A 25,915-nucleotide genomic window follows, 5' to 3' on the forward strand; every position below is an offset into this window, starting at 1 on the left:
CTCGTTAGCGGTTCCCATTTTAAATCAATTTAATCAAAATTTACAAACGTACGCGAAAGAATATTCAAAAGGAACAGCGGTATACAGTCTCTTAAGTGGCATTGACTATGATCTTCAAACGTATTTGTACCAAACAGGTACATCACCTAACGAATCGCCTTGGTATGGGAGAATAAATGCCTTTATCAATGAAATTGGAAAAATGGCATTATACGGTCAAGTCAACGCCGACACAGGATGGATTATTAATAATGGGATTTATTATACAAGTAGACTGGGTGTCTTTCATACCATAGCACAAAAAGGGTTACAAACTATTACGAATGCCTTACAGGTGTATCCTTATTTAAGTGAAGCGTATTTAACTGCCGCCCAACAAATTGACGAAAGATATAATGGAAAAGATTATACAGGAAATCTGATTTCGTACAAGCAAATCCAAGAAGCAGGGAAGAAAAAATATATACCGAAAGCTTACACATTTGATAACGGATCTATGATCATTCGAACGGGCCAACAAGTAACGGCGGAGAAAGCCCAAAGACTCTATTGGGCGTCTAAAGAAGTCCAATCCCAATTTTATCGTGTAGTGGGGTCGGATACGCCATTAGAGCAAGGGCATCGCGATGATATTTTGACTATGGTGATTTATAATAATCCAGAAGAATATCGATTGAATCGTTTATTATATGGGTATGACACGAATAATGGTGGGATGTATATTGAACAAGATGGAACCTTCTTTACGTATGAGCGAACACCACAGGATAGTATCTATAGTTTAGAAGAGTTATTTCGTCATGAATATACACACTATCTGCAAGGACGTTATCTCGTTCCAGGGTTATTTGGTGAAGGGAAGCTCTATGAAAATGAGCGTTTAACTTGGTTCGAAGAAGGTAGTGCAGAATTTTTTGCTGGATCTACCCGTACCCATCAAGTTGTACCAAGAAAAACAATCGTTCAACAGTTAGCAGTGAATCCTTTGAATCGATACACCTTGCAGCTGACCTTATACGCCACATATGGAAATTGGGAATTCTATAATTATGCGTTTGCCTTGCAGTCCTATCTATATGCAAATCGATGGGATTTATTTTCTCAATTGCACCATATCATACAAAATAATCAAGTGATACAATATGATCAATACCGTACAACAGTCAGTAAGGATGTAACACTCAATGTGGCGTATCAAAACTATATGCAGCTGTTAATTGATCATCAGAATGAATATACCGATCCAGCTGTTTCAGATGAATATTTACAACAGCCAACAGCGCAGCCTTTGGCAGATGTGCAAAAAGAAATCACCCAAATTATACCGCTTCAACATGCGAATACGACAGAGCAAACATCTGACTTCTTTCATACGTTTACCTTACGAGGTACGTACACAGGAAAGAAAACAGCAGGTGCCGAGTCCGATTGGAGAAATCTAAATACGGTATTAGATACAATACTAGAGCAGTTATCGACGAAACCTTGGAATGGCTATAAAACAATGACCGCCTATTTTACAAATTACCGAGTCAATACCAATAATCAAATAGAATGTGAGATTGTTTTTCAAGGTATTGCGAATAATATAGTAGAATCCAAGGAACCAAATGAATCCATTCAGGAGGCAACTCCACTACCTTTTCGAACAAATTTTATAGGTCACTTTGATGCAAATAATTCCTTAGATATTTATCAATTAAATGTGCAATTACCAAACAAATTGGCTATTGCGGTAATCAATCAACATCAGATTCAAATGAATTGGGTCCTATACCACGAAAAAAACTTAAAAAATCCAGTAGCGTATGCCAAGTTTCAAGGACAACGATTATTTGAAACGTATACGGCACAACCCGGAAAATATTATTTATATGTATATAGTTATGACAATCGACCAGGCGGATATCAGGGGCTTGTCACAATAGAATAGAAAAGATAGATTCGTTATTTTTGTACAGTATGGGGTATGTCCATACTGTTTTTTCATATTCTCGACTTTTTATACATTTATTTCTCAACTTCAACGGATTGCATCTTTTTTACTCGTTTTATATGATTCACATAGAGTTTGCTCTAAATCATCCTACTATTTGTTCCATTACCTGTTCTGCATAAGGTAAAACATGTAATCTAATAAACGATATTCCATTTTGAATCATTACATAATGAAAAATATAGGAGGGTTCTTATGAATAAAAGAATAAAATGGTGTAGTAGTTTGTTCATTTTGTTAGCCATACATTCTCTACCATGTATGTCTGCGCAAGCTGATCAGAGACAGGTGCAACGTACATATAGTACACACGATGAATATCTATATATGGGAACGACTTTTTTGCAGTTACAAGATATGTTTCAACAAAATGGAAACGTATATTACCGATTAGCACCACCAGGTGCAATGGATGCGCCAGCCCCAGTTGTATTACCGCCTCATATTGTGGGAAAGTATCTGATACGCCCAGATTCTTTGCAAGGATGGATCATTCAAACCTATATGAAGCAAAAGGAAGTTTTGCCAGGAAGATGGGTACAAGAAAGAAAATTAGATTTTTATAATCAATTTAGACGATATCAAGGAACTGCGTATCACCAATATACAGCTCCCCTATAAGATGACAAATAAAACTGTTTATTTATCTAGTTCATATCAGAAACAATCTTATGATTTTGTTCGACATATTACAATAAATATCTTTAAATTATAGTTTCTATACCTAAAATACAATCAAAAAATAACTCGTCACTTTTGTGTCGAGTTATTTTTTGATACTTAATGGTGGAATGGAACATTTATCTATGAAGAAAAGATTATTGGAATTAGACATGCTAAAACAACAACAAAAGAAAAAAACGTCCTCTAGGTAGGGTTTATAGTAGACATATTCCAACAAGAAACGGCCGAATAGATGTTTAAAAGAATGTACCATTGTTTATTTTCTCTTTTTTACAGACATGGTACATACAAATCGATTTGATTTAATATCTAGTAAACTAAGCGAAAGAATATGCTTTTTTTATAAAAGACTAAAATTTCAGAACTTTAACTTTTCATTTACTTTCTGTCGTGATATGATGTATCAAATCCTTATATATGACATGATTTGATACATTTCGCGAGCGAGAAGGAAAAGGAGGACTATACGTATGAAACAGTATAAAATCATAAGTGCAACAGCTTTAGCAGCAATGTTAGTAACGGGTTCATCCACATGCGCATTTGCTGCAGAAAAAGAAACAACCACGCAACAAGAAGTACCAGCAGCTCATGTATTTTCATCCGATTTTATTGAACAAACGAAAAATCTAGATGCTATTCCTATGAATAATTTAGATAAAGCGGTACAAGCAGCTTTGTTAGGTCCGGAAATAAAAAAATTAAAAGTATTTGATCATGAATTCAATGTAAAGCCAGCTTATATTTCTAAAAAGGACAATCAAACTGTCGTGAATGGCCAAATTTCGCATCATTTGAGTTATCGTCTAGATGATCAAGTCTATTATCGATTTGTAAAAGAAAATGGAGAAATCAAAAATTTAGAAATTAAAATTGATCGTGGGGGATGGACGAAAATTACTGCACCTATCGGTGCAATTATTGCTCAATATTTTGGTGTTCCTATTACGCCAGATCTTTTATCACAAATTGGCCAACAATTAGGAGCCCTAACAGATGGAAAATGGGAATACGCTTCTGAAGCGATTGTTGCCGCAATTGGTTTATATGTAGAATAAAGGGTGCATATAATGTGCATCACACCCGTCTCCTTGATTTCTATCATACGTAATGATTTTTGTATACACCGATGGGAATATACATACCATTTTTAGGATATTCCAAAATAAGGAGAATACTTATAATGTATTCTCCTTATTTTGATACTGTACTTTTAAACAAAATAACAAAAAGAGTATAGGAATATAGATATAGATTAAATAAAATGTAAAACGAGCAGTTTGTGTAATAAATGTATTAATGGTATGTCGATTTTGCAGCAAACAGACAATTATACTATTCATGCTTAATAAAATCAGTAACGTATATTTTTGACGAATCCTCGCTATTTCTCGGATACCCCGTGTACAGGCCCAAAGAGGTAAAACCATACTCGTAACCATCTGCCATGCATACGCTGATACCATCAGGTATTCAAATCTTTGTAGAAAAGGAAAAGTAATCACTTGAGAAAGCGACAGTTGGGACCAAATGAGGTGTGACAGTTGTTTTTCACTAAAACAGGCTAATGCCGAAATAATAGTCAAAACATATAACAAGTTTGAAAACAGCAGACCATATTGTGCAAATTTATGAGATTTTTTAGGAGTATGAAGAAAAGGATAAATCATAAGAATGATTTCAGAACCTGCCATCGTATAAATAGATTTTTGCATCGCATCCGCAATATCCAAGTAAGAATGATTCAAAATAGGTGAAAAACCATCCCAATGTCCATATACCATCACGCAGTATACACAGAGAATTGCATATAATATAGATATAGAAATAGAGACAATACAGACGGCGGTCATCACTTGAAATCCTGATGAAATAATGTAATACACTAAAACAGACAAAATAATGGCAAGTATAAGGGTAGAAGCAGTAGGAAACATCCATACTTGGACGATTTCAATATAAGTTCGTAAGATAGAGACACTTACCATCAAAAAATAAACAAGAAATACTAGGTTCAAACCTGTTCCGATAAACCTGCCAAACATATACGTCTGGAGTTCTAAAATACTTCCTTTAACCCAAGACAGCATACGATACATCATCCACATTAAAATATGCAAGAAAATACCCGCCAGTACGACTCCAATCCAAGCATCGTATCCGGCTTTTTTTGCGACAATTCTAGCAAACCCCAGTACACCAGCTCCAAATTGTGCACTATGTATTAAAAAGAAGACATAAATTGGAGATACTTGATATACCTTGTTAATCTTCATTTTTTTCTACTCCCACTGTATGGTATGTGATAGAAATAAAACAATATCCACGTAACAAAAGATGCATGATTTCATGGTGATAGGCTCTATATGCACTATTTTGGCAATGTCGATCCAGATTGTGTAATCTGAGGCTGTACATGAATACGAATGTGACAGGTAGAGAAATATTGTTTGCCATTCTCCCAATCATTCTCTATTTCTTTCCATTTTTTGAAGTTTTGTCGTTGATACTTGTCTCCAATTCCGATGACATCTAATTTATATTGTGTTTGTAAGCGTTTGGTTGTCATTTGTAGTTGTTTATTCATTTCGTTTGCTAATACCTGCTGGAGCTGTTTCATGGAATGTTGGTGAGCTAGAGAAGAATGCATCTCCGCAATTTTCCCATCTAATTTCACATATATATCAACCTTAGGGCGCTTGGGGTTTGCCACAGCGAGTTCCATACGCTGGTGTACACGATGAAATTCATAGGTAATACGTTGTTTGTTCATCGGAACAGTCACAATCCCTCTTACTTTTGAACTAGTCATATACTGTAAGGAGGCAGTATCTTGTGCGTTTAACATCGCAACCAAGCGATTATCGGTACCTTTAAATAAGGCAGAGCCACTTAATTCTACGCCTTGTTTTGTGCGAAATACAACGGGAAGGATAAAACTTTTCTTTGCGATGATTTTACTGTGAATATCGCCAATTCGCTTTTTCTCTATCATTTGTGCATTTTTTTGTGTATGCTCTGATAACATCCAAACATATTTTGCAGGTAAATATTCAGGACCTGCGTTTTGAGCTAAAATAGGTGCTGCACGGCCCTTAGCCACAAATAGCCGAATATTTCTTCTCATCGCTTCATCACGTGTATATACATCCAAAATATTTTGCAACATATAGGGTGTTCGTAATACCTCTTCAGAAAAAATAATGACTTGTATGTGTGGGAAAAATAAAGGGCGACTAATTTTTTTGGCAATCATACGGAAATGTGCAAAAATACTTTCTCCTGTAGAAGTTAGATTAATATAATTTTTTTGTGTAGCTGTGCCACGCTCCGAGCTACTAAATGTATTGGGTAATACCATTTGATAGGTGCCTTTAATGGCCGCATGTGATGATTGATCATAGGCAGCACCAACAACAAATCCTAATTCTTCAATTTCTCTTCGTTCCGCACACGCACATAATAGGCAAAGAAGGAAACCTGCAAAAATGAGTTTCAGAATCGCTTTCATATATACTCCTTCTGTTAATAATTGGTATGTATACTAGCGTTTGTTGTTTGAAGTATAAATATGTAAGAAAACAAAAATAGGACTAGAATAAAACAAGGTTCATGTAATAAAAATAGAGTGATTTTATTTGTCACCTATCCTATGGGGCAAAGGGATTCAAGTAAAAAAATTATTGGTATGTTATTGTACACTCATATGATTATGATGTGTAGCATGGTACTACATATAAGCATAAGATACAGAAGTAATCCTATAAAAAGGATATATCTCAAATAAGTTGGATCATGAAAATCGCTAAACAAAATGACACCTACAATTGTAATCAACATAATAGGGGTATGGCAACCAAAAGCGAAATATGGGGCCATATGCAAATAAATTCCAATTTTCAAAAGGTATGTGGAAAAGTTTTTATTCTCCACATACCCTTTTTGTTAATTTGCCACTTGATAAATTGGCATATCAAACTGTAAATCCGGTGGCTGTCTATTTGGATCAATTCCATATTTGCCAAAACGATTCACATGAGCTGTGATATATGGACTCAACTCACTTAATACTTCTTCGTCCAATTCATTTCCGTCTTGACGATAAGCATGTAACACTTGTGTTAATGCAAATACATTGTAGAAGATTAAACAATTTGCTATTAAGTGATTAAACTTAATCACTTTTCTTTGGTTTTCTCTATTATTTTCAGTAATGACTCCCTCTCCGCCAAAAAATAGCCATTTTGTAAAACCATTAAATGATTCACTTTTATTTGTAGCCGTTTGAATTGTACGTCTCAATTGTTCATCAGCTATGTACTTTAATAAAAACATGGTACGAATTACACGTCCTAGTTCACGAAACGCTTGATATAATTTGTTTTTCTTACTATAGGTTCCTAACTTATTCAAAATAGTTGAAGGGGTAATTTTTCCTACTTCAATTGACATTGCTACTCGTAGCATATCTTTATAGTGGATTTCAATTAAATCCCAATCAATTACATCGGTAAAAATATCGTCAATATGCTTAAATCGACTTTCTTTATCTGGACGGAACATTTTTAAATCTTTCCAATTTCGAATTCGTGGCATTAACTCGATCCCCATTAAGGTAGATAATCCAAAAATGGTAGCACTTTGTCCTTGTGTATCAGAATGAATGACTTCTGGTTGAATCTCAGAATTGTTATTCATTAAGACATCTAGTATATAAAGTCCTTCCCATACACCACACGGTATAAAATGACTAAATAATGCAATGTAATTATCAGAAACATGATAATAGCCAATTCCCCCATATCCTCCATAACGGATATGCCTCTCAGATAACAAGTTTTGTTCATATAAGGCCCATATTGTTCCATCAGCAGATGCGCTTTTCCCGTCTCCCCAATACTTAGGTAGGCCGAATTTGTTATAGGAATTGATAATGAATTGGATTGCTTGATCTAGATTTTCTGTCGTAATGTGTCTTTGATTTACCCATGAAATTTGCCTTCGGTCCATGTTTCCTAATGATCTTGCGGTTTGAACAGGTCCTAGATTACAACCATAGCAAAACACAGTAGTTAAATAGCGTTCAATCGGATCTTCTAATCGAGCTTCATGTTTTGAAATGGGTTTAAAAAATCGAGTCCAGTTTAACCAATGTTCTGTATCACCTAGCATATCTAGAACATTGATGGGAACTAGATTTTGAGCAATATATTTTTCTAAGGTTTTTAATTTAGGAGAAGGTTTTCTTTTCTTTGACTTTCCAATGACAATTTCACCATTCTCAATACGCACTTGTTTATTGTATGGAAAAGAAGCATCTGTTTTCTTTGCTATTTTCATAAACTTTTTCCGTAATTGTTTTACATAATCCTTACCTGTAGAGGGAAGATTGCTTTTATGACAAAAATCCAATAATTTTTGTTCATATTCATCCCAGGATATAAGTTATTGTCGATAATCAGCGTATTTTTCACTTCCCTCAATGTAAAGATCTCCAGATTTTAAACCCCACATAATTTGGGTAAATACACATGCTTCAAAGTGACGGCGATTCACTTCTTCTGGATAACACCCAGATTTTCGATTTGGAGCTATCCATCTCCACCATGCATCAGGAATCCACGATAAATCGAGTAAAGGTTTTATTTCCTTTTTCCAGTATCCCTTTTTTTCAATACTTACGATAGAAAGTGACTCTTTTCGGGAATTTTGATGAGTTTTTAAAAACGCAATAGCATCTTCTAATCCTTGATCTTGGTTTGTAGAGCGTAGGGAAACCGTGTTTAAAATTTTAAACAACGTAGAACGACTACTTTTATAATTATCCCAGACAAAGACAAAGTAGTTATCACCACTATAGGCAAGATACGATTCGCAATCATGTAATATTTCCTCATGTCGGTTTCCTACCACTTGCTCAATCGCTTTCATTTTATCTTGAGCTTGATTTTCTGACCGATAAGCAAGAATAACATCGTGAAGAGTAGTAATTAACAAATCGGTCCTTTTTTGGTTCTTCATTTGATAGTGTTGCAACTGATCACGACTTTTATTACGAGCAGACATCATTCTCTTAACCATCATTTCTCCAATATTATCTAAAACATGAGCGAGTTGAGATTGGCCAAAAGAGAGAGCAAGTGCATATCGTTTTTTAGGTTCCATTTTTTTCATTCGTGCTGCATCGAGTGTTTTGGCTTCAGAAGCCATTTGTCGTACTTTAACAGAAGGAATACTCTTAAGTATGGTAGTATTTACTCTTTGATCCATTAACCATTCCATTTGTGCTACTAATTCTCTGAAATGCTTTATGGTAGGACTTTTGGCATCTTGCTTGAGATGATGCCAGGGCGTATACACAGTACCATCATTCGTTTGAAAGAGAGAATCAAGCTTATTTTTATCGTTTTCATTTATCAACTGATATACTTGTTCATACACCACATGGTACGATTGAGAACGCAACCTTTTAGCTGTCTCATTCAAAGTAGAAAAAGTAGGTCATTCAAAGCGCTGACGAATTAATTCGTCTATGGCAGCATTAATGAAATCGGCTGAGTCGTCTTTTGTTGATGATACTTGATTCATCGTATCAACCATAATTTTTCTAGCTTGATCATTGAAGAAATGGGTGTTTCTATATTCTCTAATCAAGGCATGGTGACGTTTTTGAGTACCTGAGTTATGATATTTCTGTAAATCATCTCGTGACACAAGAGTAAGATTCATTTTTTGAGCAATATGTATGACAATGTCTTCAGGTATTTCTGTTACAGGAAGAAAATATCCTAATCGTTGAAATGTTTTTAGTAAAACGAATAACCCTAATTTAGCTACATCTCCTTTTACATGTGGCTTCATCCAATGAATTTCTTCAATTGTAGGCGAATATAGTTCTTGTAATTCTTTTTGGGATGGATTGCTTTTCAAACGAGGATAAGCTGTATCTTCAATACTAGGCATAAAAAAACTCCTTATATGAATTTAACTACTAACAAAGTCTTTTATTAGTCCATGTTTCGGTAAAGGGTCATTCTAGATATACCAGCTTTTTCGGCAGCCTCTGTGATACTTGTTCCTTGTTCCATTAAATAAAATGCATAACTTAATTTTTCTTTGTCTACAGATGGTCTACCAGGATATTTCCCTCTTTTTTTTGCTGCCAGAATCCCTTCTTTTGTTCGTTCTGAAGTTAAATCTCGTTCAAATTGAGCAATACCAGCAAAAACAGTAAACAGCATTTTTCCATGTGCAGTTGTTGTATCAAGCCAGGACTCTTTTAAGCTTTTCAAATTCGCTCCTTTTCGGGAGATGAGCTCGGCAATTTCAATTAAATCTTTTGTAGAACGTGAAAGTCGAGTCAAGTCTGTTACTACTACTGTATCTCCATTACGTAGAAACTCTAACATCCGATTTAACTCAAGACGATCTCGTTTGGTTCCTGTTACTTTTTCAAAAAACATACGCTCGCACCCAGCATCTCTTAGCTGCTGTTCCTGGCGGTCTAAATTTTGATCAATGGTAGATACCCGCATATATCCAAACTTCATATAATTCCTCCTTTTCAGTTTTATTGTATCAAAAACGATATAAAATAGGTATTGTTACAAAATAATTTTGTTACACATTTTTGTTACAGTGAGATTGCTAGTTCACTTGACTTCAGCTCTTGATACCCATCTCTGTCACAAAAACGGTCGTTTTTGTGACAGGGTATTATTTTTTTATGTAAATCTCTATTAAGAAATAAAAAACTTAATGATATAGGTATTAGACACGTTTGAATGATTTTTTTTTGGCTAACCTTATGCGCTTTTTTTCCACTTAAAGGATCATTAATATAAATGCAACCGTCCTCAAAACCTATGAGTACAACAGCGTGTAAATCCAGAGGATCTGTGATTTGTTTTTTCTCATGTTTCCAAGGCTCTCACCTATCCGGAACTTTGTACTCTCATGTCGTTCCAAAACGATTGCTTTTTGTTATTTACTAACGTTCAGATATTTTTATTGAAAATTGTAATCTCTAGGATTATGATATACATATTCAAACATTTGAAGATGTATAAGTAATGGAGGCATTAGAATGGGAAACGAAATGCAACAATTTAAAGCTGATTTTTTTAAAGCTTTATCACATCCTTTGCGAATAGGTATTCTAGAGCTATTGTCAGAGGGTAAAAGAAGTGTAAATGAAATTCAAACCATCCTTAACAAGGAAGGTTCAGCTGTTTCTCAACAATTAAGTGTACTACGTTCAAAAAACATTGTCGTTGGTACGAAAGATGGGAAACGAGTTTTATATTCTCTACGAGACCCTATGATTGTAGATTTACTGGTGGTTGCACGGAAGATTTTTAACAACCATTTAATCGATACGATTTCAATGTTAGAAGAGCTAGACGAAACAGAAAGTGAAACGATAGTTAAGGAGGGGTAAGTTGAGTAGTGAAGTTAAGAAAGAAGATATCCTCCAACATGGGATTGAAATTTTCCACTCAATAGGAGCTCATCATGTTTGTAAAGTTTGTATTAAAAGCGGGAATTCTTGTTGTTTTTCATGCCAACATTTACAAGATGGAGTTGGATGTCAAAAAAGAAATACAGCTTGTACAGCTTGGTTATGTGGGATTCAAGGTTTTTTATTTGATCAAATTGGATTATTAGATGAATGGAATCGTTTTTGGAGTGAAATCCCAGGACAGATGTTTCGTAGAGATATGACTCCAGATAAGGTAAGGATTACATCGTTTATTGATACGAAGAAGCTAGATAGTCGAGCCGGAGAACTTCTAGCGGAAAGGTTGAAATCCTACGTACAACAAGGTGGAAATGTAGGTAAATTAGATCGTCATTTAAGAAAAACGTATAGTAAATATTAGGATAATGTTTTATTTTGTAAAAAGGAACGAGAAATACATTTGCAATCCAGATTTATTATAAATAGAAAAGAAGGGTTTGTAATGAGAGGATTATTTACGGGAAGGTTTGAAGGATATTCATTGGGACATTTTCAAAAGGATCTTCTGTCAGGAATGATTGTTGGAGTTGTTGCGATACCACTTGCTATGTCTTTTGCAATAGCCTCTGGTGTTAAACCAGAGTATGGGATTTATACAACATGTATTGCCGGAATACTCATTTCGCTATTTGGTGGTTCAAAGTATCAAATTGGGGGACCTACAGGTGCTTTTGTTCCAATTCTTTTAGGCATTGTCATTACCTATGGATATGAAAATTTACTACTTGCTGGTTTGTTAGCCGGAATTATCTTATGTCTTATGGGAATTTTTAAACTGGGATCTTTAATTAAATTTATCCCACGTCCTGTAACAATTGGTTTTACGTCAGGTATTGCCGTCATTATCTTTACGGGACAAATGGCTAGTTTTTTAGGTCTAACAGGTATAAAAAAACACGAGGAATTTATAGCAAACCTGAAGGAAATCTTCACTCATATCGGTACTATCAATTTTTACAGTGTTATAACTGCGTTGATTTGCCTTTTTGTGATACTCATAACACCAAAGATTTCGCCAAAAGTACCAGGTTCATTAGTAGGTGTTGTTATTTCAACTTTAATTGCAACTGTATTTTTCTCAGGTCATGTGCCTACTATTGGTACAGCATATGGCACGATTCCAAATACACTTCCTCAGTTTGATATACCAGAAATCACATTAGAGCGTATCAAACAGTTGATTGGCCCTGCATTTGTTATTGCAATGTTGGGTGGTATTGAATCTCTTTTATCTGCTGTCGTGGCAGATGGTATGACAAATAGTAAGCACAACAGTAACAAAGAGCTGATTGGTCAGGGCATTGCCAATATTGTTACCCCGTTATTTGGAGGGATTCCGGCAACTGGAGCGATTGCCCGCACAGCAACTAATATTAAGAGCGGAGCTACATCTTCGATGTCAGGTGTTATTCACGGGGTATTTGTGTTATTCACACTTCTACTATTGGCTCCATATGCTTCACATATTCCACTTGCCAGTATGGCTCCCATTTTAATGGTGGTAGCCTGGAATATGAGTGAACAAAAACATTTTATTCACATACTTAAAATGAAGACAGGGGATTCTCTTGTATTACTTGTAACATTTCTACTGACTGTATTTACAAGCTTGACAACAGCTGTGGAAATCGGACTTATTTTAGCTGTTATTTTATTTACAAAACGTATGAGCAACATACTTGTTATATCTAAAGTGCTTCCAGATCACACAAGAAAGAACGAAAAACTGTTACCACATGTGGTAAATAAAGCTCATGATTGTCCACAAATAAGCATTTACACAATAGAAGGGCCATTATTCTTTGGGGCTACTCAAACATTTGAACAAAATATTTTAACGACCATTCATTATAAACCCGAGGTTTTAATTTTACGTATGGGAAAAGTTCCTTTTATCGATACAACAGGAGAATCCTACTTTAGGAATATTGTTCAGCATTTTAAAAAACAAGGTGGTGTACTTTTCATTTCAGGAATTCAATCAGAGTTAAAAACAACGCTAGATAAGAATGGATTATACGCCGAGATTGGAGAAGAAAACTTTTTTAATCACACTGGGGAAGCTATTAACCACGCTCTAGGGCATTTGAATACGAAAAAATGTATAGGGTGTAAGCATTTCGCTTTTCGTGAATGTACCGGGCTTTCTCAGCAATCCCAAGAAGGGAATACAATGAATAATAAAGCAAATGCATTAGATTTTTAAAAAATTTATGTAACGTACAAAATTTGTTTGATGTCTAAGAAGAAATTCATTATAAATCATGGATACAAAGGAGAATGAACAATGTCTGAATTTAAAGATCAAGTATTAAATATTTTAGAAGAAGTATGTGAAAATGATATCGTAAAAGATAACCAAGATGTGCAATTATTTGAAGAAGGGATTCTAGATTCTTTTGGTACAGTATCCTTATTAGTAGAATTCCAAGAACGTTTAAATATTGAAGTCTCTATTTCTGATTTCGATCGTGATGAATGGGCGACACCAAACCTGATTATTAAGAAATTGAAAAATCTACAATAAAATAGATGTTTGATAGACAGATAAGAAAAGAAAAGCTTCTCAAATGTCAGCTTGATAATTGTTTTTCTTACAAAGTTGGAAAAAGGAAATTGAAAATAATGCTTATCTATTAGAATACATGATAAAGAGTGGAGGAAATACAAATATGTCTAATTTACCAAATTGCCCAAAATGTAATTCAGAATACACTTACGAAGATAGAAATCTTTTTGTTTGTCCAGAATGTGCTCATGAATGGACTTTAGAATCAGAAACTAACAATAGTGAAGATACAAAGGTAAGCAAAGATGCAAATGGAAATGTTTTAAATGATGGTGATTCTGTAACAGTAATTAAAGACCTCAAAGTAAAAGGAACTTCATCAGTCGTAAAAATAGGTACAAAAGTAAAAAGTATTCGTTTAGTTGATGAAGATCATGATATTGATTGTAAAATTGATGGTTTTGGAGCTATGAAATTAAAATCTGAATTTGTTAAAAAGGTATAAATACGATTTTAATACAACAGAACTAGTTTGATTCAATTGTTTAAAGCTAATGAATATACAACATTTTCAAGATAGAAATGAAACAATTTTTATAATAGAAAGACCTCATTCGTGATAAGTATTCTCGAACAAGGTCTTTCTATTTTTTGAACTTATCTCAACCATACCCATGGATTTTTGGAAGGTGATGCGTAAATATGCTAGAAGCATAAGAACCAAAATTACTTAATAGGGGTAGGCCTTTGTGTAGCAATGGAACCCAATCTTACGTTAAGTATTAGCGAACATAAACTACCGATTTATATATATTTGATGTCCACTAATATTATTTAGTGGACATTATGAAATCAGAAACGACAGTAATGTAATCAAAAAATTACCTTTATACTTAAGAATCCCTACGATTTTAGTCATTTTTAATGTCCGCTAATGCTTGTTGCGTGATTTTGTTCCATTGCTACATATACCCCACCTTGTTCTCTTCAGAAATAAAAAACGAATCCACTAATTTGTAGATTCGTTTTAACAATTTGTTTCGAGAGATCACGAACTAAATTGGAATATATTTTCATATGGCCCCATATTTCGCTTTTGGTTGCCATACCCCTAAACGGATAACACGACTGGATGTAAATAGAGTGGTTTTTCTGTTGTGTAGATGACATAACAGGAAAAAGAGATTGCGAATAATAAGAGAGCCACGAAATTAGATTTATACATACAAGGATTCCTTTCTCAAAAAATATATAAAACATTGACGAATTGTAGCGAATCCGTATGAAGTTTGTACAAAGGATGCCGAATCAAACGTTTGTTTAAAACATACAAATCGGAATAAAGGTTCTCTATAGTTGATACATCAACATTTCACCATCAAGGAAATCCCCTTGATAAGCAGTATGTATTCGCCATATGTTGCAATCTAATCATGGAATCATAAAAAATAAGAAAAAAGATTGAGCGAATGCGCTCAATCTTCCAAGTGACAGCTTACCACAGCTTATAAAATATAATAGCAAACATGTATCTGTTTGTCCTAATATTTCTGTTATTTCGCATCTTCAAATACATGCAATGCATCTTTTCGGAGTTTGTCTTTTTCGACATCTGACTTTTTGAAATCGTATTGATATAAAGCGGACTCCCAATCCCCATACATCGGATTCGGGAACACAATAAACTTTTCTCCAAATGCTTCGTGCATTTCTTCGACCGATTGATTTCTATCTTGTACAGATTTCTCATCAAATCCCGTAAAATCAGATAAATTATCTCCAAAGAATAGAACAATATCATATTCTGACGCAACTTTTTTTCTTCGCTCTTCTTTCCCTTTTTCTTCTTTTCCTTGCAATAAGACATGCTCCTTATTAGCTTGCGGGATATTCAGTTTCTGTAAGTTTTGTAAAGTGGCATCTAACTGATCTTGTTTACGATTGGAAATGTAGTAAATCGCTACACCTTTTTCATTGGCATATTGTAAAAAGGAAACAGCGCCCGGGAGGGCATCTGCCTTTGCTTGTTGAATCCATTCCTCCCATTTATAAGGAAACCCTTTCTTCTCTTTTACTGTCATGGTTTGATACGGACTATTATCCACAACCGTTTCATCTAAATCTAAAACGATGGCAGCCTTTTTCTCAGTACCTTTGGCAATTGCCGCGTCTAATTTCATTTTTCCGATATTATACCCTTGATGATAGAGCGCTTTGACTTCTCCAGCCGTTTGATACCAAGCATCTGCCATAACTTGTTGTTCCGTTAGTGAAAATGATTGTGTTTCTGGCGACTGGCACCCCATGAGAGAAAGTGAGAACAGCGTTAGAGCTATACTTGTTTTCAAAATTGGTTTCATTGTGTATCACACTCCTAGTTGTATGTTTTATATGGTATGGGCTTACCATACCATACAGGAGTTATATTCAAAATACAATTCTCTTTTATTAGAAACAACTTTAATTTTATCCTTTTTAAAGGGGGGAAAAGTGAGTTTTAAATTTTTATGATATGAAAATTATCCGCAATCATTTTAAGAGTGATTATAAGGGCGCTGTTCCATATTAACTCGTCAAGGTGGTTTCTATATATAAATTCAAAGCGTTTGTAGATGAATCTGAATGGGTTGTTCAAGATGGGATCAGCTATATTTGGTTTATGAAACCATTATTCTGTCATTGATTGGTTTTACATACATGACTAAAACTGTGATCCGCACAAATATATAGTAAATACTCCGTTATTACGTGTATGATAAAGCGACGCTACAAGGAACAGAGACTTCAAATAAGAAGATAAATTAAGATAGAGATTGCATTCATTGTATGGTATAAAATTCATAAAACATTTTTATTCGTTTGAATTTATTTATCCATCGAATTTTTTATAAACGAGAAGCACCACAACTCAGTTTGCGGTATTTCGGAGAAAGTCATATAAAAATTTAAAAAAGAACAAACCGTGAAAAGTCTGTTTGTTCTTTTCTCTCACTTGATTTATGCGATATTACTATCTTCCAAGGATAGTAATAAATGCACTTCCTTCACATTCGCCACGACCTGGTCTGCCATGACCGTCTCGATCACACTCTAATTCTACATAATAATCTCCTCTTTGGAATCTTTCATCAAACATTTTTGTTGCATTCCTATCAACTGTACCCCGTTCAATTACCACGGCTCTATCAGGACCTCTACCATTTCTCTCCATTTTGTATAATTTGTACGTTAAATTACTGAACCTTGACTCATTCATGATTTTAAATTGCACATGATTTCTTCTTTCGTCCAAATTAAAAATAGGTGACTGACTAGAACTTTTGCCACGTTGTAATTTTACCATGTAATCAAAGCGGTCCGGACGTTGCCAGTTTTGTGACATGTCCTGTTGCGTTGACACCTCAGTTTGTACAGTGGAAGCTTGTGCATCAATCGTAGGCACAAGTAATCCTCCAGTTACGAATACCGTTGAAAGTATACCCATCATACGTTTCAAATTCATCACTCCTATAAATAGAATATGTACGAATACATTGTATAATGGATTCCTCTCGATAGTAAGCGCTTCATTTATTTCTCAATAGGGACTCTTTTGCCCCATAAGTTGCTGGACCGAAATGTTTTGTTTCGAAAAGGAAAAGATCTAATTTTTTCTTCTTAATTTGTAATCCCTCAGTCTAGTTCGAAAACATGAAAAAGAACAAATGTTAATAAGAGTGAACATTCTCTTATGAAGTAATGATATTCCAAAGACCTGTTCCAGTTGCTATGAACTAGTTCATGGCTTGTCATACAAATTGCTTTTGTTTACTCATCGCGCTACCGGGAACCGATACTTTCTGGCTAATCAAGTGTGCCGTGTATTGGTAATAGCCAAGCTACTTCGCAAAATGTTGTTTTGCTATTTCAGTTTCCTTTCGTTATTCGCAGGCTTTGTAAGAACACATCATTGAGAAATAAATGACGGGCTTACAATGGAAATCTTTCCATTGTACAATACGTTTGTAAGTATTCTATTTATAGGAGTGATGCGTTTGAAACGTATTATAGGTGTAGTTTCTACCGCTTTGTTAACTGGAACAATGTTATTTGGTGTATCTCATACATCGGCGTATGCCGATACTTCCTCGCAGCCTTATCAGGTTGTAACACCAGGTGAAGAAAATGAAAAAACTACAATAGTGGGCTTCGATAATAAAATAGAGTTTGAATCCTATGTAAAGGAACATCCCATTGCACCTAATTTTTCGAAAGCATTACAATCCTCTTCACAAATTTATTCTACCTTTTATCATGATATCAATTTAAAAGGCGCACAATTCAATGTAAATGCAGGTAGAAATCCAGTCATCTTAACCAATTTTAATGCAGCTAGTAATGATAAAGTGTCTTCCATACGTACACATAAGTTCGGTAATTATACAACAATTTATGAGCATAGTAATGCACAAGGTCGTGCATTGGCGATAGCGAACAATGGGAATTATCTGAACTTAACGGATTATAGTATGGGAGATGGTGCAAGAACATGGAATGACCAAGCGTCGTCTGCTATCGTAAAAGCAAATTAATACAAAAATCAGGTATAGTTTCGGTTACACAGTAAAAAAGTGTAGATAGAATGGCACAATGATTTTGTTAGCTATAATTCTTTACAGTGCGAACACCCTAAACTAGTACCGTCTTACAGAGAGATTCCTAATTTTTCACACCAATTCTAAATACAAGAGGAGTACCTATCGATGAAAAAAATGATAAAATGGATTTCCTTGTTTTCAATATCTTTTTTTATGATGGCTAACACAGGATCCGCACAAGGATTGGTAAATGTAACCCCCACAGATCGAACTATATTTTCAGAACCGTATTATTTAGATAACTATTCCTATTTTGGGTGGGAAGTATCCAATCAAAAAAATAGTCAGTATCCCGTACAATATGAAATTATTAAAGATGGGACAATGTTGAAAAGCGGAATGGTTCCAAAAGGGACGAGCATAAATGGAATGTTACCTAAATCGGGTAAAGGCGAATATGTATTGGTTTTAAAATGTAATAAGGGGTATTCAACAGGCTGTTCTGCTACCGGTATGGTTGCGATTGCAATGGAATAAATACGTCTTATATGTGGAATTTTCTCAATATTTATCGATGAGACTATGTGGTAAGATGAACGTGGGCATGAAACCCTTTCCGTTGTTCATAAAAATAAAAGTAAAGAAGAGACGCTTTCGTAAAGATTGCGTTTTTTCTTTTTTCTACAAAAAAGTAGAATGTATCATGCTATGCCATCCATAAAACAGCAAAAAATGCACTCTGTATTTGTTATTCTAATCTGGTTGATTCTTTCATTAATAAGGGGGCTTTTTTATGTTTAAACGTATTTTTACAAGTCTTATCATTGGATCGTTATGTATTGCTGTAACTGGATGTACATCATACACTACCTCTGTGGCTACTTCATCTTCTAAAATATATACTCCCTACACCAATGAAGATCTATACAGAGCTTTTCCTGTAGGCATGCCGATAGACACCTACATAAGTAAAAAAATGTGATGCCAGTAAAACATTTTTCCAGTATCCCACTTACAAATGGAAATGTAGGTAGAGTACTACAGACAAAAGATGGGTTTGTTATTATTTGTGGAAATGAAAAAGAAATCTTTGATGTGAAAATATTTCCGACAATGGAAGATGTACAAAATCATGAAGATAGCCTACAAAAATAACATGCAAATATCATTTTCTCAATATTTGTCAAAAGTATATGTGATATGATGTAGGTAATCCTTATCAGCTGGAATCTATAAAATATTCCATCCTGATTGCACGAAAAAGGCAACGTCATTCAACATCTGGAAATGAGGGTTGCCTTTTTTCATTTGTAAAGAGGCCAGCCGCACATTGTCAGCTGCTATTCATTATTTTGCTGGTTGTACCTTATATATTCTCTCACTAGGAACACTTATTTCATCCGCTCTCACTGCTATAATGTTTCCATCGTGCATACCTTCGTAGGATTTAATAACAGATTTGCAAGCTATTCAGGTAGTCTTCCTGATATTTCAAATAATTGTTTACATGCAGAAAAGCTCTTAGGGCAACCCTAAGAACTTTTCTATTGCGACTACAATAAATTAGAGGGACAACCATATATTGACTTGAAAGACACCTAATGTTTTATATGTAGAATAAACGGTAGTATTTCGTAACCAAAAGGTGCCCTTATCCAAGCCCCCCTTTTTTATCTGTCATATAAAAAGAGCAGTTAAACAAGGTGTGTATAAAAACATTGTCTTACGTTCTATACAATATTGGTATAAAAAACCAATTAATCAGTTATCCTAATAGAAAGAGGGTAGGCTGTACAATCTTTCTTTGCAGCGAAAAGGAAACAATACATTTGTTTCCTTTTCGTTTTATTCATATGCTTTTATGAAAAGGACTGTTGATGTATGTATTACGCAGCTTTGATAAAGGGTGCATCTTATTATGCATTTGGTCATCGTTTTCTGTTACACAAAGAATGTAAGATTACAAAACGGGAGTATCAATATCTACGAAAAAACGATTGGTTTCAGGTACGTGAAGAAGACACCGTTCTTCCTTTCTCTCAAGGTATAGAAAAACAAGAGGAAATTTTCTAAAGAAAATTGGGACAATGAGTATCTCTGTATTTTTTGTAATTTACAATTCAAATTAAAGGTATGAAACAACTCTCATCCTATGCACCTACCGTTAACAAGTGGTACATTCATTTGCTGAAAAAAATGCCTGTGTTACTTGAAGATGAACTCTATCAAGGGAATTCCCTTGATAGGGTTCATCTCTTCGTCAAATTTTGCAAGACATGATTTAGAATATTAGGTGTGTACTACAGTTTCAGTCACACTTTTTATATAATTAGGTAGAAACTCGATTGTCTTCTTTTTTAATATCATTCAATTTCATCTGTATATTTCGTTTTTCCTTGTGCTTCACATTCTTTTACTAGTTTATAAAAAGAAGAACGTTTTATATCATATTTTCTCATTGCTCCGACGGCTGTTATTTTTCCAGATTGCCATTCTCGGTACGCTTCCATAAATTGATCTGTAATTTGTACAGGAGGTCTTCCTAAATGTTTCCCTTTCTTCTTTGCTAATGCAATCCCTTCCGCTTGTCTTTGTTTAATATCATTTCTTTCTTTTTCCGCAAAAGCAGATAGAATAGTAAGAGTTGCTTTTTGTACAGCTTGCTGAATCACATCGTTTGTACTTTCGCCATTATAATTCACATTAATAAAGGGTTCTTTAATAAATTGCAAATTAATACGCTGTTGTTCAAAATAACGAAATTCCTCTAACACATCATTCATGCTACGACCTAATCTTGTTAAGGAATCAAAAACAATGGTATCCCCCGTACGAGCCAATCTTTTTAACATTTGATAATTTTCCCTCTTCATATTTTTCCCAGATTGCTTATCAATAAAAATATCCCGATCTTCTATTCCAAGATATTTCATATTTTCAATTTGACGTTCTTCGTTTTGGTCTTTACTGGAAACTCTGACATATCCAAACTTTTTATCTTGCAATCTTTTCACCTCGACCACTATTATAGCTCATTTATATCTGTAAAGGTATATAAAAATTAAAGATGTCTGTAAAATTAAAAACAAACTTTTATGGACGTGTCTTTCCCTATGTTTCTATGTATCTGAAAAAGTGTACCTTTACGAATAAAAAAGAACAGACTATTGAAATAATCTGCCCATAGATAAAAGATGAAATGAAAGTCACTCAAATTCATAGTATAATGAATTTCTAGATAATAAAAAGAATCAACAAAAAAAAGAACGGTTCTATTGGCATAATCCGTCCTTTGAGAAGGAAATAATGAAAGTTATTCTTCTTTATTATACCTGAAAATAATGAAAATTAAATCTTATTTACGTTGAGAAAATATTCATCCTACAAAGGAAGGTTATTTTTATGAATAAAGGTGATGCAATTTTAAGGTTGTTATCAGAAATCAAGTTGGAACTTAAAGAAGTAAAAGAGCAGATGGAGAAAATGCAAACAAAGTTAGATACATTAGAACAACAAAATCAGGTGAAGAACAGAATAGAGCGAAAGAAGCCAAAAACAAAACCTGATAAACAAGATAAGCGAGATTGGAAATACCCAGCTAAGCTGAAATGAAAATTGTGCAGAGAAAGTGAGGTGATAGGTACATGAATAGAAAAGAATTTGAGGATACCTTACAAAATTTTTCTTTCTTTTTAGCTAGTCGTGGAAGAAAAGCATCCACAATTAAACGATATGTCTATGATATTGAGGACTTTGGAAGATGGCTGCAAACATCGAATCGTTTTCAAGAAAAGAACGTATGGAACAAGATAGATAAAGAAGATTTTGAAGCCTATTTTCAGGAACTCATATACAAACGAAAGTATGGAGAGAAAACCATTCATCGCATTGCAGTCGTGTTAAAGAAATTGTATCAGTTCTTGGATATTCCAAGTCCTATTGTAGAAATGCAAGGAATCACTCCACCGAATCGGGCCCTACGCAAGGAGGACTTTATTACGAAGGAAGAAGAGAAAAGGCTGAAAAACATTCTTTCCTCTTCTGAAGGATTATCAGAAGAACAACTTTCCGTTCGACCGCTTCTCATAGATCGAAATGTATCCATCCTATCACTTCTTTCGGATTATGGGCTCACACTACAAGAACTCGTATCGTTACAGATGCAACAGGTGCACTTTGGAAAGAACATGATTACTGTTCTACATAACAAAGGGACAGAGAGAAGGATCATGTTAAAGGAAGAGGATAAAATACGTTTATTTACGTACTATAAAACGATACCTGAACCAGTTCGTCCGAGATATCACAGTACAGATCCGTTATTGGTTGCATTTGATTTTAAACGAGGGACATTTCGTTGGGTGTATGACAATGATGCTCCGAAAGCACTAACAGCCATTGCTGTACAAAAAATGATTCGATTAGAAGTAGCCAGAGCGCAACTGAGAAAAGGAATTTCCGCACAGCACTTACGGAATACCTATATTCTACGCTGTCTAGAAAGAAATATGTCTACAGAGGAAGTCATAAAAAGAACAGGATTCCTTTCTCATCTATCAGTAAAGCGTTATGTAGAATATGCAAATCAATATTCACATGGAGAATAATTTGAAAAGAATCCCTTTTTATGCATACTAAAATAATATAAGTTTATCTTTAAAATGTAACAATTGAATCTTTTGTGATGGAGAAATAATAGTCGTCACATACCGAAAACCCGAGTACTTTCAATATATTACTTTTATATGGGAATCTGCTGAAAATAGAATCGTAGAACAGGAAGCATACGAAAAGCTCCCTGACTTGTTATACAAATCAGGGAGCAAAAGGTAGTACAGTATATCGGTTACGCTAATTATAACATAACTGGATTCATTCGGCCTATTTTTTCTGAATATTCATTTTTTTGAATATTAGTTATTCAGGTTCAGATGACTCTAAAGAATCATCTAACCTTGTGAAAAAGTGTACGGTACACTTTATTTGTCTAAAATATGGCGTATTTCCGACAGTTCCATATTTGTAAACTTCGCAATATCTTCGATATCCATGCCATTTTTATGCATACCTCGAATAAGCTGGATTTTCCCTTTTTCCATCCCTTCTTCTATACCGACTTCACGAGCATGTGCTAATTTCGCTTGTTCATCAAATAACACTTTTTCGCGTGCTTCATATGCGAGGCGGAACGAACTGCTCTGACTCATATTTTCCCATTTGTGGATGGCCTTCTGTAACATTGGATCTTGTTTCATGGCGATATCCTCCAACGTGTGGGTTAAATGTTCATCTGCATGCGCTGGTAGTAAAAGTAACCAACGAGCAAATTCATTTTCCCACGGATTAATTTTTTCCTCTCTCCATTGCTGTAGCAATTTCGGAATTTCAATGAAATGGATTTCTAAATCTTCGAGTAACACTTCCTTGTGTTGTTGACTCCAAAATTGTCCGACTGTATGCATGTCATCATATTGAGGGAAGAGATCAAAATCTAATAGATTAATCGCAATCGTTTTCCGTAAAGAACGATAGGGCATCCCTTGCTCTAATTGAGATGTATACAGTTTACTCCAATAATACAGGGAACGTTTTACTATCTCTTGTGTATTTCGTAACTGGATTTCCACGTTCACCTTGGTTTCATCTTGAAGTGTAGCTAATATATCTAGTATAGATAATTTATCTTCTTCATATTCTTTATGCAAATGTGGGTCTTCAATTTTTAAGGATACAATCGGTGTAGATAAGGATTCATGCAAGATTGCATTTAAAAAAGAAATCAGTAATTCCTCTTGTCCTTGTACACCAAATAATTGCTTGAAAGCAAAATCGACTCGTAAATTTACTAAAGGTTGATTCATAGAGTGAGTCACCTTTCTTTGTGTTTATTCTATCTCTATTGTAGCGGATACGGAAGAGAGGACGCAACCCTTGATGATTGTTTGGTGGTGGTAATTAGTTGTTATACAGATCGATACGTGAAATTATTTACATTACTACTTAAACATGCATATATCCCTGCATAATCAGCTTGTTTTTTCTTAATTACGTTAAACGCTTTTATTACCTTATTTTTAGCGTTTAACGTTTTTTACATGGAAATGTATTCTCTTGGGCGTCTTCTTTCGTTAAAAATAAATTTGAGCAGTCGTTTTTTTAATTCTTTACAAAAAACAGTCGTTTTATCTGTTTTTCAGAACATAATGCATACATAGTGACCTATCTGGATTAAAGATGAATCACCAAATGAGACGAACAATAGTTCACCGCTCGATGTTTCAACTCTTCATACGTGTATAACTTTTGCTTATCAAATAATTTCGGATGTTTCTTTCTATAGTATCCAAATAATTCTTCTCCATTTTTACGTATACGATACCGACGCGCTTGTCTGATTGTACCTGGTATTTCTTCAGGAGCAAACTGTTTGAGTATTTGTAATGCTTGTGAAGAAGGGATTTCTTCCCCTGTTACATAGACATGTATAAAGATAAGGTCTTTTATTGTTATATAATTGTAATATGAATTCCCGCTCATAGAATAATACCCCTCCTCGGTCATTATTTTTATCCGCACATGACTAGACAAATAAACAAAGCTATCTGTTTAGCCTAGCAGTATCTTCACCGTTTGTTTCACTTTTTCATCGTCGACTCGATAAAATACTTCTAATCCTTTTCGCTCATATGCTACTGCTTTATGCGATTTTAACTTACCAAGATGTTGCGAAATAGTGGATTGGGGTAGGTCGAAATACCGTTGTAATTCTGTAACATTTAAAGCCTTTTTCTCTAACAAATGATGGACCATTTGGAGACGAACAGGGTGTGCTAATACCTTGAGCATTTCTGAAATACGTTCCAAATCATTTCGCTCTGTGTGAAAAACATTTTTCATACTCTTTTTTCTCCTCCATTCCTTTTTTACAAGATTTTCATATTTTTTCTGTTATATCATGAACAGCTCCCAAACTATCTTGCACCGTTCTCTTTTTCGCTTTATACTAAGATTCACATAACAACAATCATACGAGGTGCCTGATGAATAAAACAGAATTAATTCAAAAAGTAGCAATACAAACAGGACTAAACAGGACACAAGTCAGTCTTGCGGTAGATAGCGTATTCGCATCCATTCAAGAAGCTCTACAAAATGGAGACAATGTACAATTAATCGGGTTCGGTTCATTCGAAGTGCGAGAGCGTGCTACACGAGAAGGACGCAATCCACAAACTGGAGAATCCATAACCATTCCTGCCAGAAAAGTACCTGCTTTTAAAGCTGGAAAAGCATTAAAAGAAGCTGTAAACAACTAAATATGTATCTGTCTATCATTCTACAGAAGCATGAAATCATCCAGATTCATGCTTCTGTTTCTTTTATAATCGGATTGTTGAAATAGCATGTTTATACACGAGCTGTTGTTTCCCGTCCACTTCTAACAAAATCGAATATAAATCATACCCTGTTATTGTTCCTTTGATATGAAATCCATTTACTAAAATCATTGTCATGTTCTTTTTTCTTTGTACTGCTTCTTGTAATACTTGTTCCTGAAAGGATACCATATCTTTTTTTCTTTTCTCTTGTAGTACTTGTGGTTTTCTTTCCAACGATTTCTTCCCCCT

General features: G+C 34.6%; 28 protein-coding genes. 15 read left to right on the top strand and 13 right to left on the bottom strand.

From position 1 onward, the window contains the following. The 3 genes from MHH66_RS27410 to MHH66_RS27420 form a co-directional block, all read left to right on the top strand. On the top strand, nt 1–1,933 hold a 1,933-nt coding region (locus tag MHH66_RS27410; protein ID WP_340867940.1), incomplete at its 5' end, for a collagenase. A gap of 258 nt (nt 1,934–2,191) precedes the next feature. Next, entirely contained in the window at nt 2,192–2,617 is a 426-nt protein-coding gene (locus tag MHH66_RS27415) for a hypothetical protein (protein WP_078185373.1), read from the top strand. 533 nt (nt 2,618–3,150) lie between these two features. Further along, nucleotides 3,151–3,738, top strand: coding sequence for a methyltransferase (locus MHH66_RS27420; protein ID WP_078185372.1), 588 nt, complete (start codon nt 3,151–3,153; stop codon nt 3,736–3,738). A gap of 120 nt (nt 3,739–3,858) precedes the next feature. On the opposite strand, the gene MHH66_RS27425 is transcribed toward MHH66_RS27420, so the two are convergent. The 6 genes from MHH66_RS27425 to MHH66_RS27450 form a co-directional block, all read right to left on the bottom strand. Continuing rightward, complete coding sequence (locus MHH66_RS27425; RefSeq protein WP_078185371.1) at nt 3,859–4,956, bottom strand: GerAB/ArcD/ProY family transporter; 1,098 nt, start codon at nt 4,954–4,956, stop codon at nt 3,859–3,861. 95 nt (nt 4,957–5,051) lie between these two features. Beyond that, the gene (locus MHH66_RS27430; protein ID WP_078185370.1) at nt 5,052–6,191 is read right to left on the bottom strand and encodes a Ger(x)C family spore germination protein; all 1,140 of its coding nucleotides are present in this window, start codon (nt 6,189–6,191) and stop codon (nt 5,052–5,054) included. Nucleotides 6,192–6,625: 434 nt separating this feature from the next. After that, entirely contained in the window at nt 6,626–8,020 is a 1,395-nt protein-coding gene (locus tag MHH66_RS27435; protein ID WP_234803744.1) for a transposase, read from the bottom strand. Nucleotides 8,021–8,125: 105 nt separating this feature from the next. After that, entirely contained in the window at nt 8,126–9,121 is a 996-nt protein-coding gene (locus MHH66_RS27440) for a hypothetical protein (protein ID WP_340867951.1), read from the bottom strand. Nucleotides 9,122–9,181: 60 nt separating this feature from the next. After that, the gene (locus tag MHH66_RS27445) at nt 9,182–9,643 is read right to left on the bottom strand and encodes a DUF4158 domain-containing protein (RefSeq protein ID WP_234803742.1); all 462 of its coding nucleotides are present in this window, start codon (nt 9,641–9,643) and stop codon (nt 9,182–9,184) included. 44 nt (nt 9,644–9,687) lie between these two features. After that, the gene (locus MHH66_RS27450; protein ID WP_078185369.1) at nt 9,688–10,230 is read right to left on the bottom strand and encodes a recombinase family protein; all 543 of its coding nucleotides are present in this window, start codon (nt 10,228–10,230) and stop codon (nt 9,688–9,690) included. 536 nt (nt 10,231–10,766) lie between these two features. On the opposite strand from MHH66_RS27450, the gene MHH66_RS27455 reads away from it, so the two are divergent. The 5 genes from MHH66_RS27455 to MHH66_RS27475 all read left to right on the top strand — a co-directional run bounded on the left by MHH66_RS27455 (nt 10,767) and on the right by MHH66_RS27475 (nt 14,215). Further along, entirely contained in the window at nt 10,767–11,120 is a 354-nt protein-coding gene (locus MHH66_RS27455) for an ArsR/SmtB family transcription factor (RefSeq protein ID WP_078185368.1), read from the top strand. Nucleotide 11,121: 1 nt separating this feature from the next. After that, a complete protein-coding gene (locus MHH66_RS27460; RefSeq protein WP_078185367.1) occupies nt 11,122–11,562 on the top strand; it encodes a DNA mismatch repair protein in 441 nt (146 codons plus the stop codon). An 81-nt stretch (nt 11,563–11,643) separates the two neighbouring features. Next, the gene (locus tag MHH66_RS27465) at nt 11,644–13,407 is read left to right on the top strand and encodes a SulP family inorganic anion transporter (protein ID WP_078185366.1); all 1,764 of its coding nucleotides are present in this window, start codon (nt 11,644–11,646) and stop codon (nt 13,405–13,407) included. A gap of 81 nt (nt 13,408–13,488) precedes the next feature. Further along, nucleotides 13,489–13,728, top strand: a complete 240-nt coding sequence (gene dltC / locus MHH66_RS27470; RefSeq protein WP_078185365.1) for a D-alanine--poly(phosphoribitol) ligase subunit DltC — start codon at nt 13,489–13,491, stop codon at nt 13,726–13,728. Between the two features lie 145 nt (nt 13,729–13,873). Further along, nucleotides 13,874–14,215 (top strand): zinc ribbon domain-containing protein YjdM, encoded by a 342-nt coding sequence (locus MHH66_RS27475; protein WP_078185364.1) that lies wholly within the window; start codon nt 13,874–13,876, stop codon nt 14,213–14,215. Between the two features lie 1,048 nt (nt 14,216–15,263). Here MHH66_RS27475 and MHH66_RS27480 read toward each other — a convergent pair. Further along, nucleotides 15,264–16,070 carry a 5'-nucleotidase, lipoprotein e(P4) family gene (locus tag MHH66_RS27480; RefSeq protein ID WP_078185363.1) on the bottom strand — a complete coding sequence of 269 codons (807 nt, stop codon included), beginning with the start codon at nt 16,068–16,070 and terminating at the stop codon, nt 15,264–15,266. A gap of 650 nt (nt 16,071–16,720) precedes the next feature. Next, nucleotides 16,721–17,206, bottom strand: a complete 486-nt coding sequence (locus tag MHH66_RS27485; protein ID WP_078185362.1) for a hypothetical protein — start codon at nt 17,204–17,206, stop codon at nt 16,721–16,723. Nucleotides 17,207–17,744: 538 nt separating this feature from the next. Between MHH66_RS27485 and MHH66_RS27490 the strand changes: the two genes are divergently transcribed. From MHH66_RS27490 to MHH66_RS27505, 4 genes are all read left to right on the top strand, one after another. Further along, nucleotides 17,745–18,281 carry a hypothetical protein gene (locus MHH66_RS27490; protein ID WP_078185361.1) on the top strand — a complete coding sequence of 179 codons (537 nt, stop codon included), beginning with the start codon at nt 17,745–17,747 and terminating at the stop codon, nt 18,279–18,281. 171 nt (nt 18,282–18,452) lie between these two features. Then, nucleotides 18,453–18,824: a hypothetical protein gene (locus tag MHH66_RS27495; RefSeq protein WP_078185360.1), complete on the top strand. Its 372-nt coding sequence runs from the start codon at nt 18,453–18,455 to the stop codon at nt 18,822–18,824. A gap of 444 nt (nt 18,825–19,268) precedes the next feature. Continuing rightward, nucleotides 19,269–19,442 carry a hypothetical protein gene (locus tag MHH66_RS28695; protein ID WP_414979042.1) on the top strand — a complete coding sequence of 58 codons (174 nt, stop codon included), beginning with the start codon at nt 19,269–19,271 and terminating at the stop codon, nt 19,440–19,442. 726 nt (nt 19,443–20,168) lie between these two features. Then, entirely contained in the window at nt 20,169–20,360 is a 192-nt protein-coding gene (locus MHH66_RS27505; protein ID WP_078185359.1) for a YqbF domain-containing protein, read from the top strand. Between the two features lie 290 nt (nt 20,361–20,650). Here the strand turns inward: MHH66_RS27505 and MHH66_RS27510 are convergent, their stop codons facing one another. Then, nucleotides 20,651–21,310: a recombinase family protein gene (locus tag MHH66_RS27510; protein WP_234803741.1), complete on the bottom strand. Its 660-nt coding sequence runs from the start codon at nt 21,308–21,310 to the stop codon at nt 20,651–20,653. Between the two features lie 379 nt (nt 21,311–21,689). On the opposite strand from MHH66_RS27510, the gene MHH66_RS27515 reads away from it, so the two are divergent. Beyond that, nucleotides 21,690–21,899, top strand: coding sequence for a hypothetical protein (locus MHH66_RS27515; protein ID WP_078185357.1), 210 nt, complete (start codon nt 21,690–21,692; stop codon nt 21,897–21,899). Nucleotides 21,900–21,931: 32 nt separating this feature from the next. After that, a complete protein-coding gene (locus MHH66_RS27520; protein WP_078185356.1) occupies nt 21,932–22,894 on the top strand; it encodes a tyrosine-type recombinase/integrase in 963 nt (320 codons plus the stop codon). 372 nt (nt 22,895–23,266) lie between these two features. Here the strand turns inward: MHH66_RS27520 and MHH66_RS27525 are convergent, their stop codons facing one another. The 3 genes from MHH66_RS27525 to MHH66_RS27535 form a co-directional block, all read right to left on the bottom strand. Then, nucleotides 23,267–24,148 (bottom strand): Rpn family recombination-promoting nuclease/putative transposase, encoded by an 882-nt coding sequence (locus MHH66_RS27525; RefSeq protein ID WP_078185355.1) that lies wholly within the window; start codon nt 24,146–24,148, stop codon nt 23,267–23,269. Between the two features lie 367 nt (nt 24,149–24,515). Beyond that, entirely contained in the window at nt 24,516–24,824 is a 309-nt protein-coding gene (locus MHH66_RS27530; protein WP_078185354.1) for a hypothetical protein, read from the bottom strand. Nucleotides 24,825–24,893: 69 nt separating this feature from the next. Continuing rightward, nucleotides 24,894–25,184, bottom strand: coding sequence for an ArsR/SmtB family transcription factor (locus MHH66_RS27535; RefSeq protein ID WP_078185353.1), 291 nt, complete (start codon nt 25,182–25,184; stop codon nt 24,894–24,896). Nucleotides 25,185–25,327: 143 nt separating this feature from the next. On the opposite strand from MHH66_RS27535, the gene MHH66_RS27540 reads away from it, so the two are divergent. Continuing rightward, nucleotides 25,328–25,603 carry an HU family DNA-binding protein gene (locus MHH66_RS27540; RefSeq protein WP_100248628.1) on the top strand — a complete coding sequence of 92 codons (276 nt, stop codon included), beginning with the start codon at nt 25,328–25,330 and terminating at the stop codon, nt 25,601–25,603. A gap of 63 nt (nt 25,604–25,666) precedes the next feature. Here MHH66_RS27540 and hfq read toward each other — a convergent pair whose 3' ends face one another. Next, nucleotides 25,667–25,900 (bottom strand): RNA chaperone Hfq, encoded by a 234-nt coding sequence (gene hfq, locus MHH66_RS27545; protein ID WP_078185351.1) that lies wholly within the window; start codon nt 25,898–25,900, stop codon nt 25,667–25,669. Between the last annotated feature and the right edge of the window lie 15 nt (nt 25,901–25,915).

Source organism: Bacillus sp. FSL H8-0492 (genome assembly GCF_038006145.1).
Lineage (GTDB): Bacteria > Bacillota > Bacilli > Bacillales > Bacillaceae_G > Bacillus_A > Bacillus_A mycoides.

What these genes read in the sequence shown, in the direction of transcription:
- MHH66_RS27425 (WP_078185371.1), bottom strand. Translation starts at nt 4,956, where the DNA reads ATGAAGATTAACAAGGTATATCAAGTATCTCCAATTTATGTCTTCTTT.
- MHH66_RS28695 (WP_414979042.1), top strand. Translation starts at nt 19,269, where the DNA reads ATGCCAGTAAAACATTTTTCCAGTATCCCACTTACAAATGGAAATGTA.
- MHH66_RS27455 (WP_078185368.1), top strand. Translation starts at nt 10,767, where the DNA reads ATGGGAAACGAAATGCAACAATTTAAAGCTGATTTTTTTAAAGCTTTA.
- MHH66_RS27540 (WP_100248628.1), top strand. Translation starts at nt 25,328, where the DNA reads ATGAATAAAACAGAATTAATTCAAAAAGTAGCAATACAAACAGGACTA.
- MHH66_RS27535 (WP_078185353.1), bottom strand. Translation starts at nt 25,184, where the DNA reads ATGAAAAATGTTTTTCACACAGAGCGAAATGATTTGGAACGTATTTCA.
- MHH66_RS27475 (WP_078185364.1), top strand. Translation starts at nt 13,874, where the DNA reads ATGTCTAATTTACCAAATTGCCCAAAATGTAATTCAGAATACACTTAC.
- MHH66_RS27435 (WP_234803744.1), bottom strand. Translation starts at nt 8,020, where the DNA reads ATGAAAATAGCAAAGAAAACAGATGCTTCTTTTCCATACAATAAACAA.
- MHH66_RS27430 (WP_078185370.1), bottom strand. Translation starts at nt 6,191, where the DNA reads ATGAAAGCGATTCTGAAACTCATTTTTGCAGGTTTCCTTCTTTGCCTA.
- MHH66_RS27530 (WP_078185354.1), bottom strand. Translation starts at nt 24,824, where the DNA reads ATGAGCGGGAATTCATATTACAATTATATAACAATAAAAGACCTTATC.
- MHH66_RS27525 (WP_078185355.1), bottom strand. Translation starts at nt 24,148, where the DNA reads ATGAATCAACCTTTAGTAAATTTACGAGTCGATTTTGCTTTCAAGCAA.
- MHH66_RS27445 (WP_234803742.1), bottom strand. Translation starts at nt 9,643, where the DNA reads ATGCCTAGTATTGAAGATACAGCTTATCCTCGTTTGAAAAGCAATCCA.
- MHH66_RS27465 (WP_078185366.1), top strand. Translation starts at nt 11,644, where the DNA reads ATGAGAGGATTATTTACGGGAAGGTTTGAAGGATATTCATTGGGACAT.
- MHH66_RS27480 (WP_078185363.1), bottom strand. Translation starts at nt 16,070, where the DNA reads ATGAAACCAATTTTGAAAACAAGTATAGCTCTAACGCTGTTCTCACTT.
- MHH66_RS27515 (WP_078185357.1), top strand. Translation starts at nt 21,690, where the DNA reads ATGAATAAAGGTGATGCAATTTTAAGGTTGTTATCAGAAATCAAGTTG.
- MHH66_RS27495 (WP_078185360.1), top strand. Translation starts at nt 18,453, where the DNA reads ATGAAAAAAATGATAAAATGGATTTCCTTGTTTTCAATATCTTTTTTT.
- MHH66_RS27450 (WP_078185369.1), bottom strand. Translation starts at nt 10,230, where the DNA reads ATGAAGTTTGGATATATGCGGGTATCTACCATTGATCAAAATTTAGAC.
- dltC (WP_078185365.1), top strand. Translation starts at nt 13,489, where the DNA reads ATGTCTGAATTTAAAGATCAAGTATTAAATATTTTAGAAGAAGTATGT.
- MHH66_RS27505 (WP_078185359.1), top strand. Translation starts at nt 20,169, where the DNA reads ATGTATTACGCAGCTTTGATAAAGGGTGCATCTTATTATGCATTTGGT.
- MHH66_RS27520 (WP_078185356.1), top strand. Translation starts at nt 21,932, where the DNA reads ATGAATAGAAAAGAATTTGAGGATACCTTACAAAATTTTTCTTTCTTT.
- MHH66_RS27420 (WP_078185372.1), top strand. Translation starts at nt 3,151, where the DNA reads ATGAAACAGTATAAAATCATAAGTGCAACAGCTTTAGCAGCAATGTTA.
- MHH66_RS27415 (WP_078185373.1), top strand. Translation starts at nt 2,192, where the DNA reads ATGAATAAAAGAATAAAATGGTGTAGTAGTTTGTTCATTTTGTTAGCC.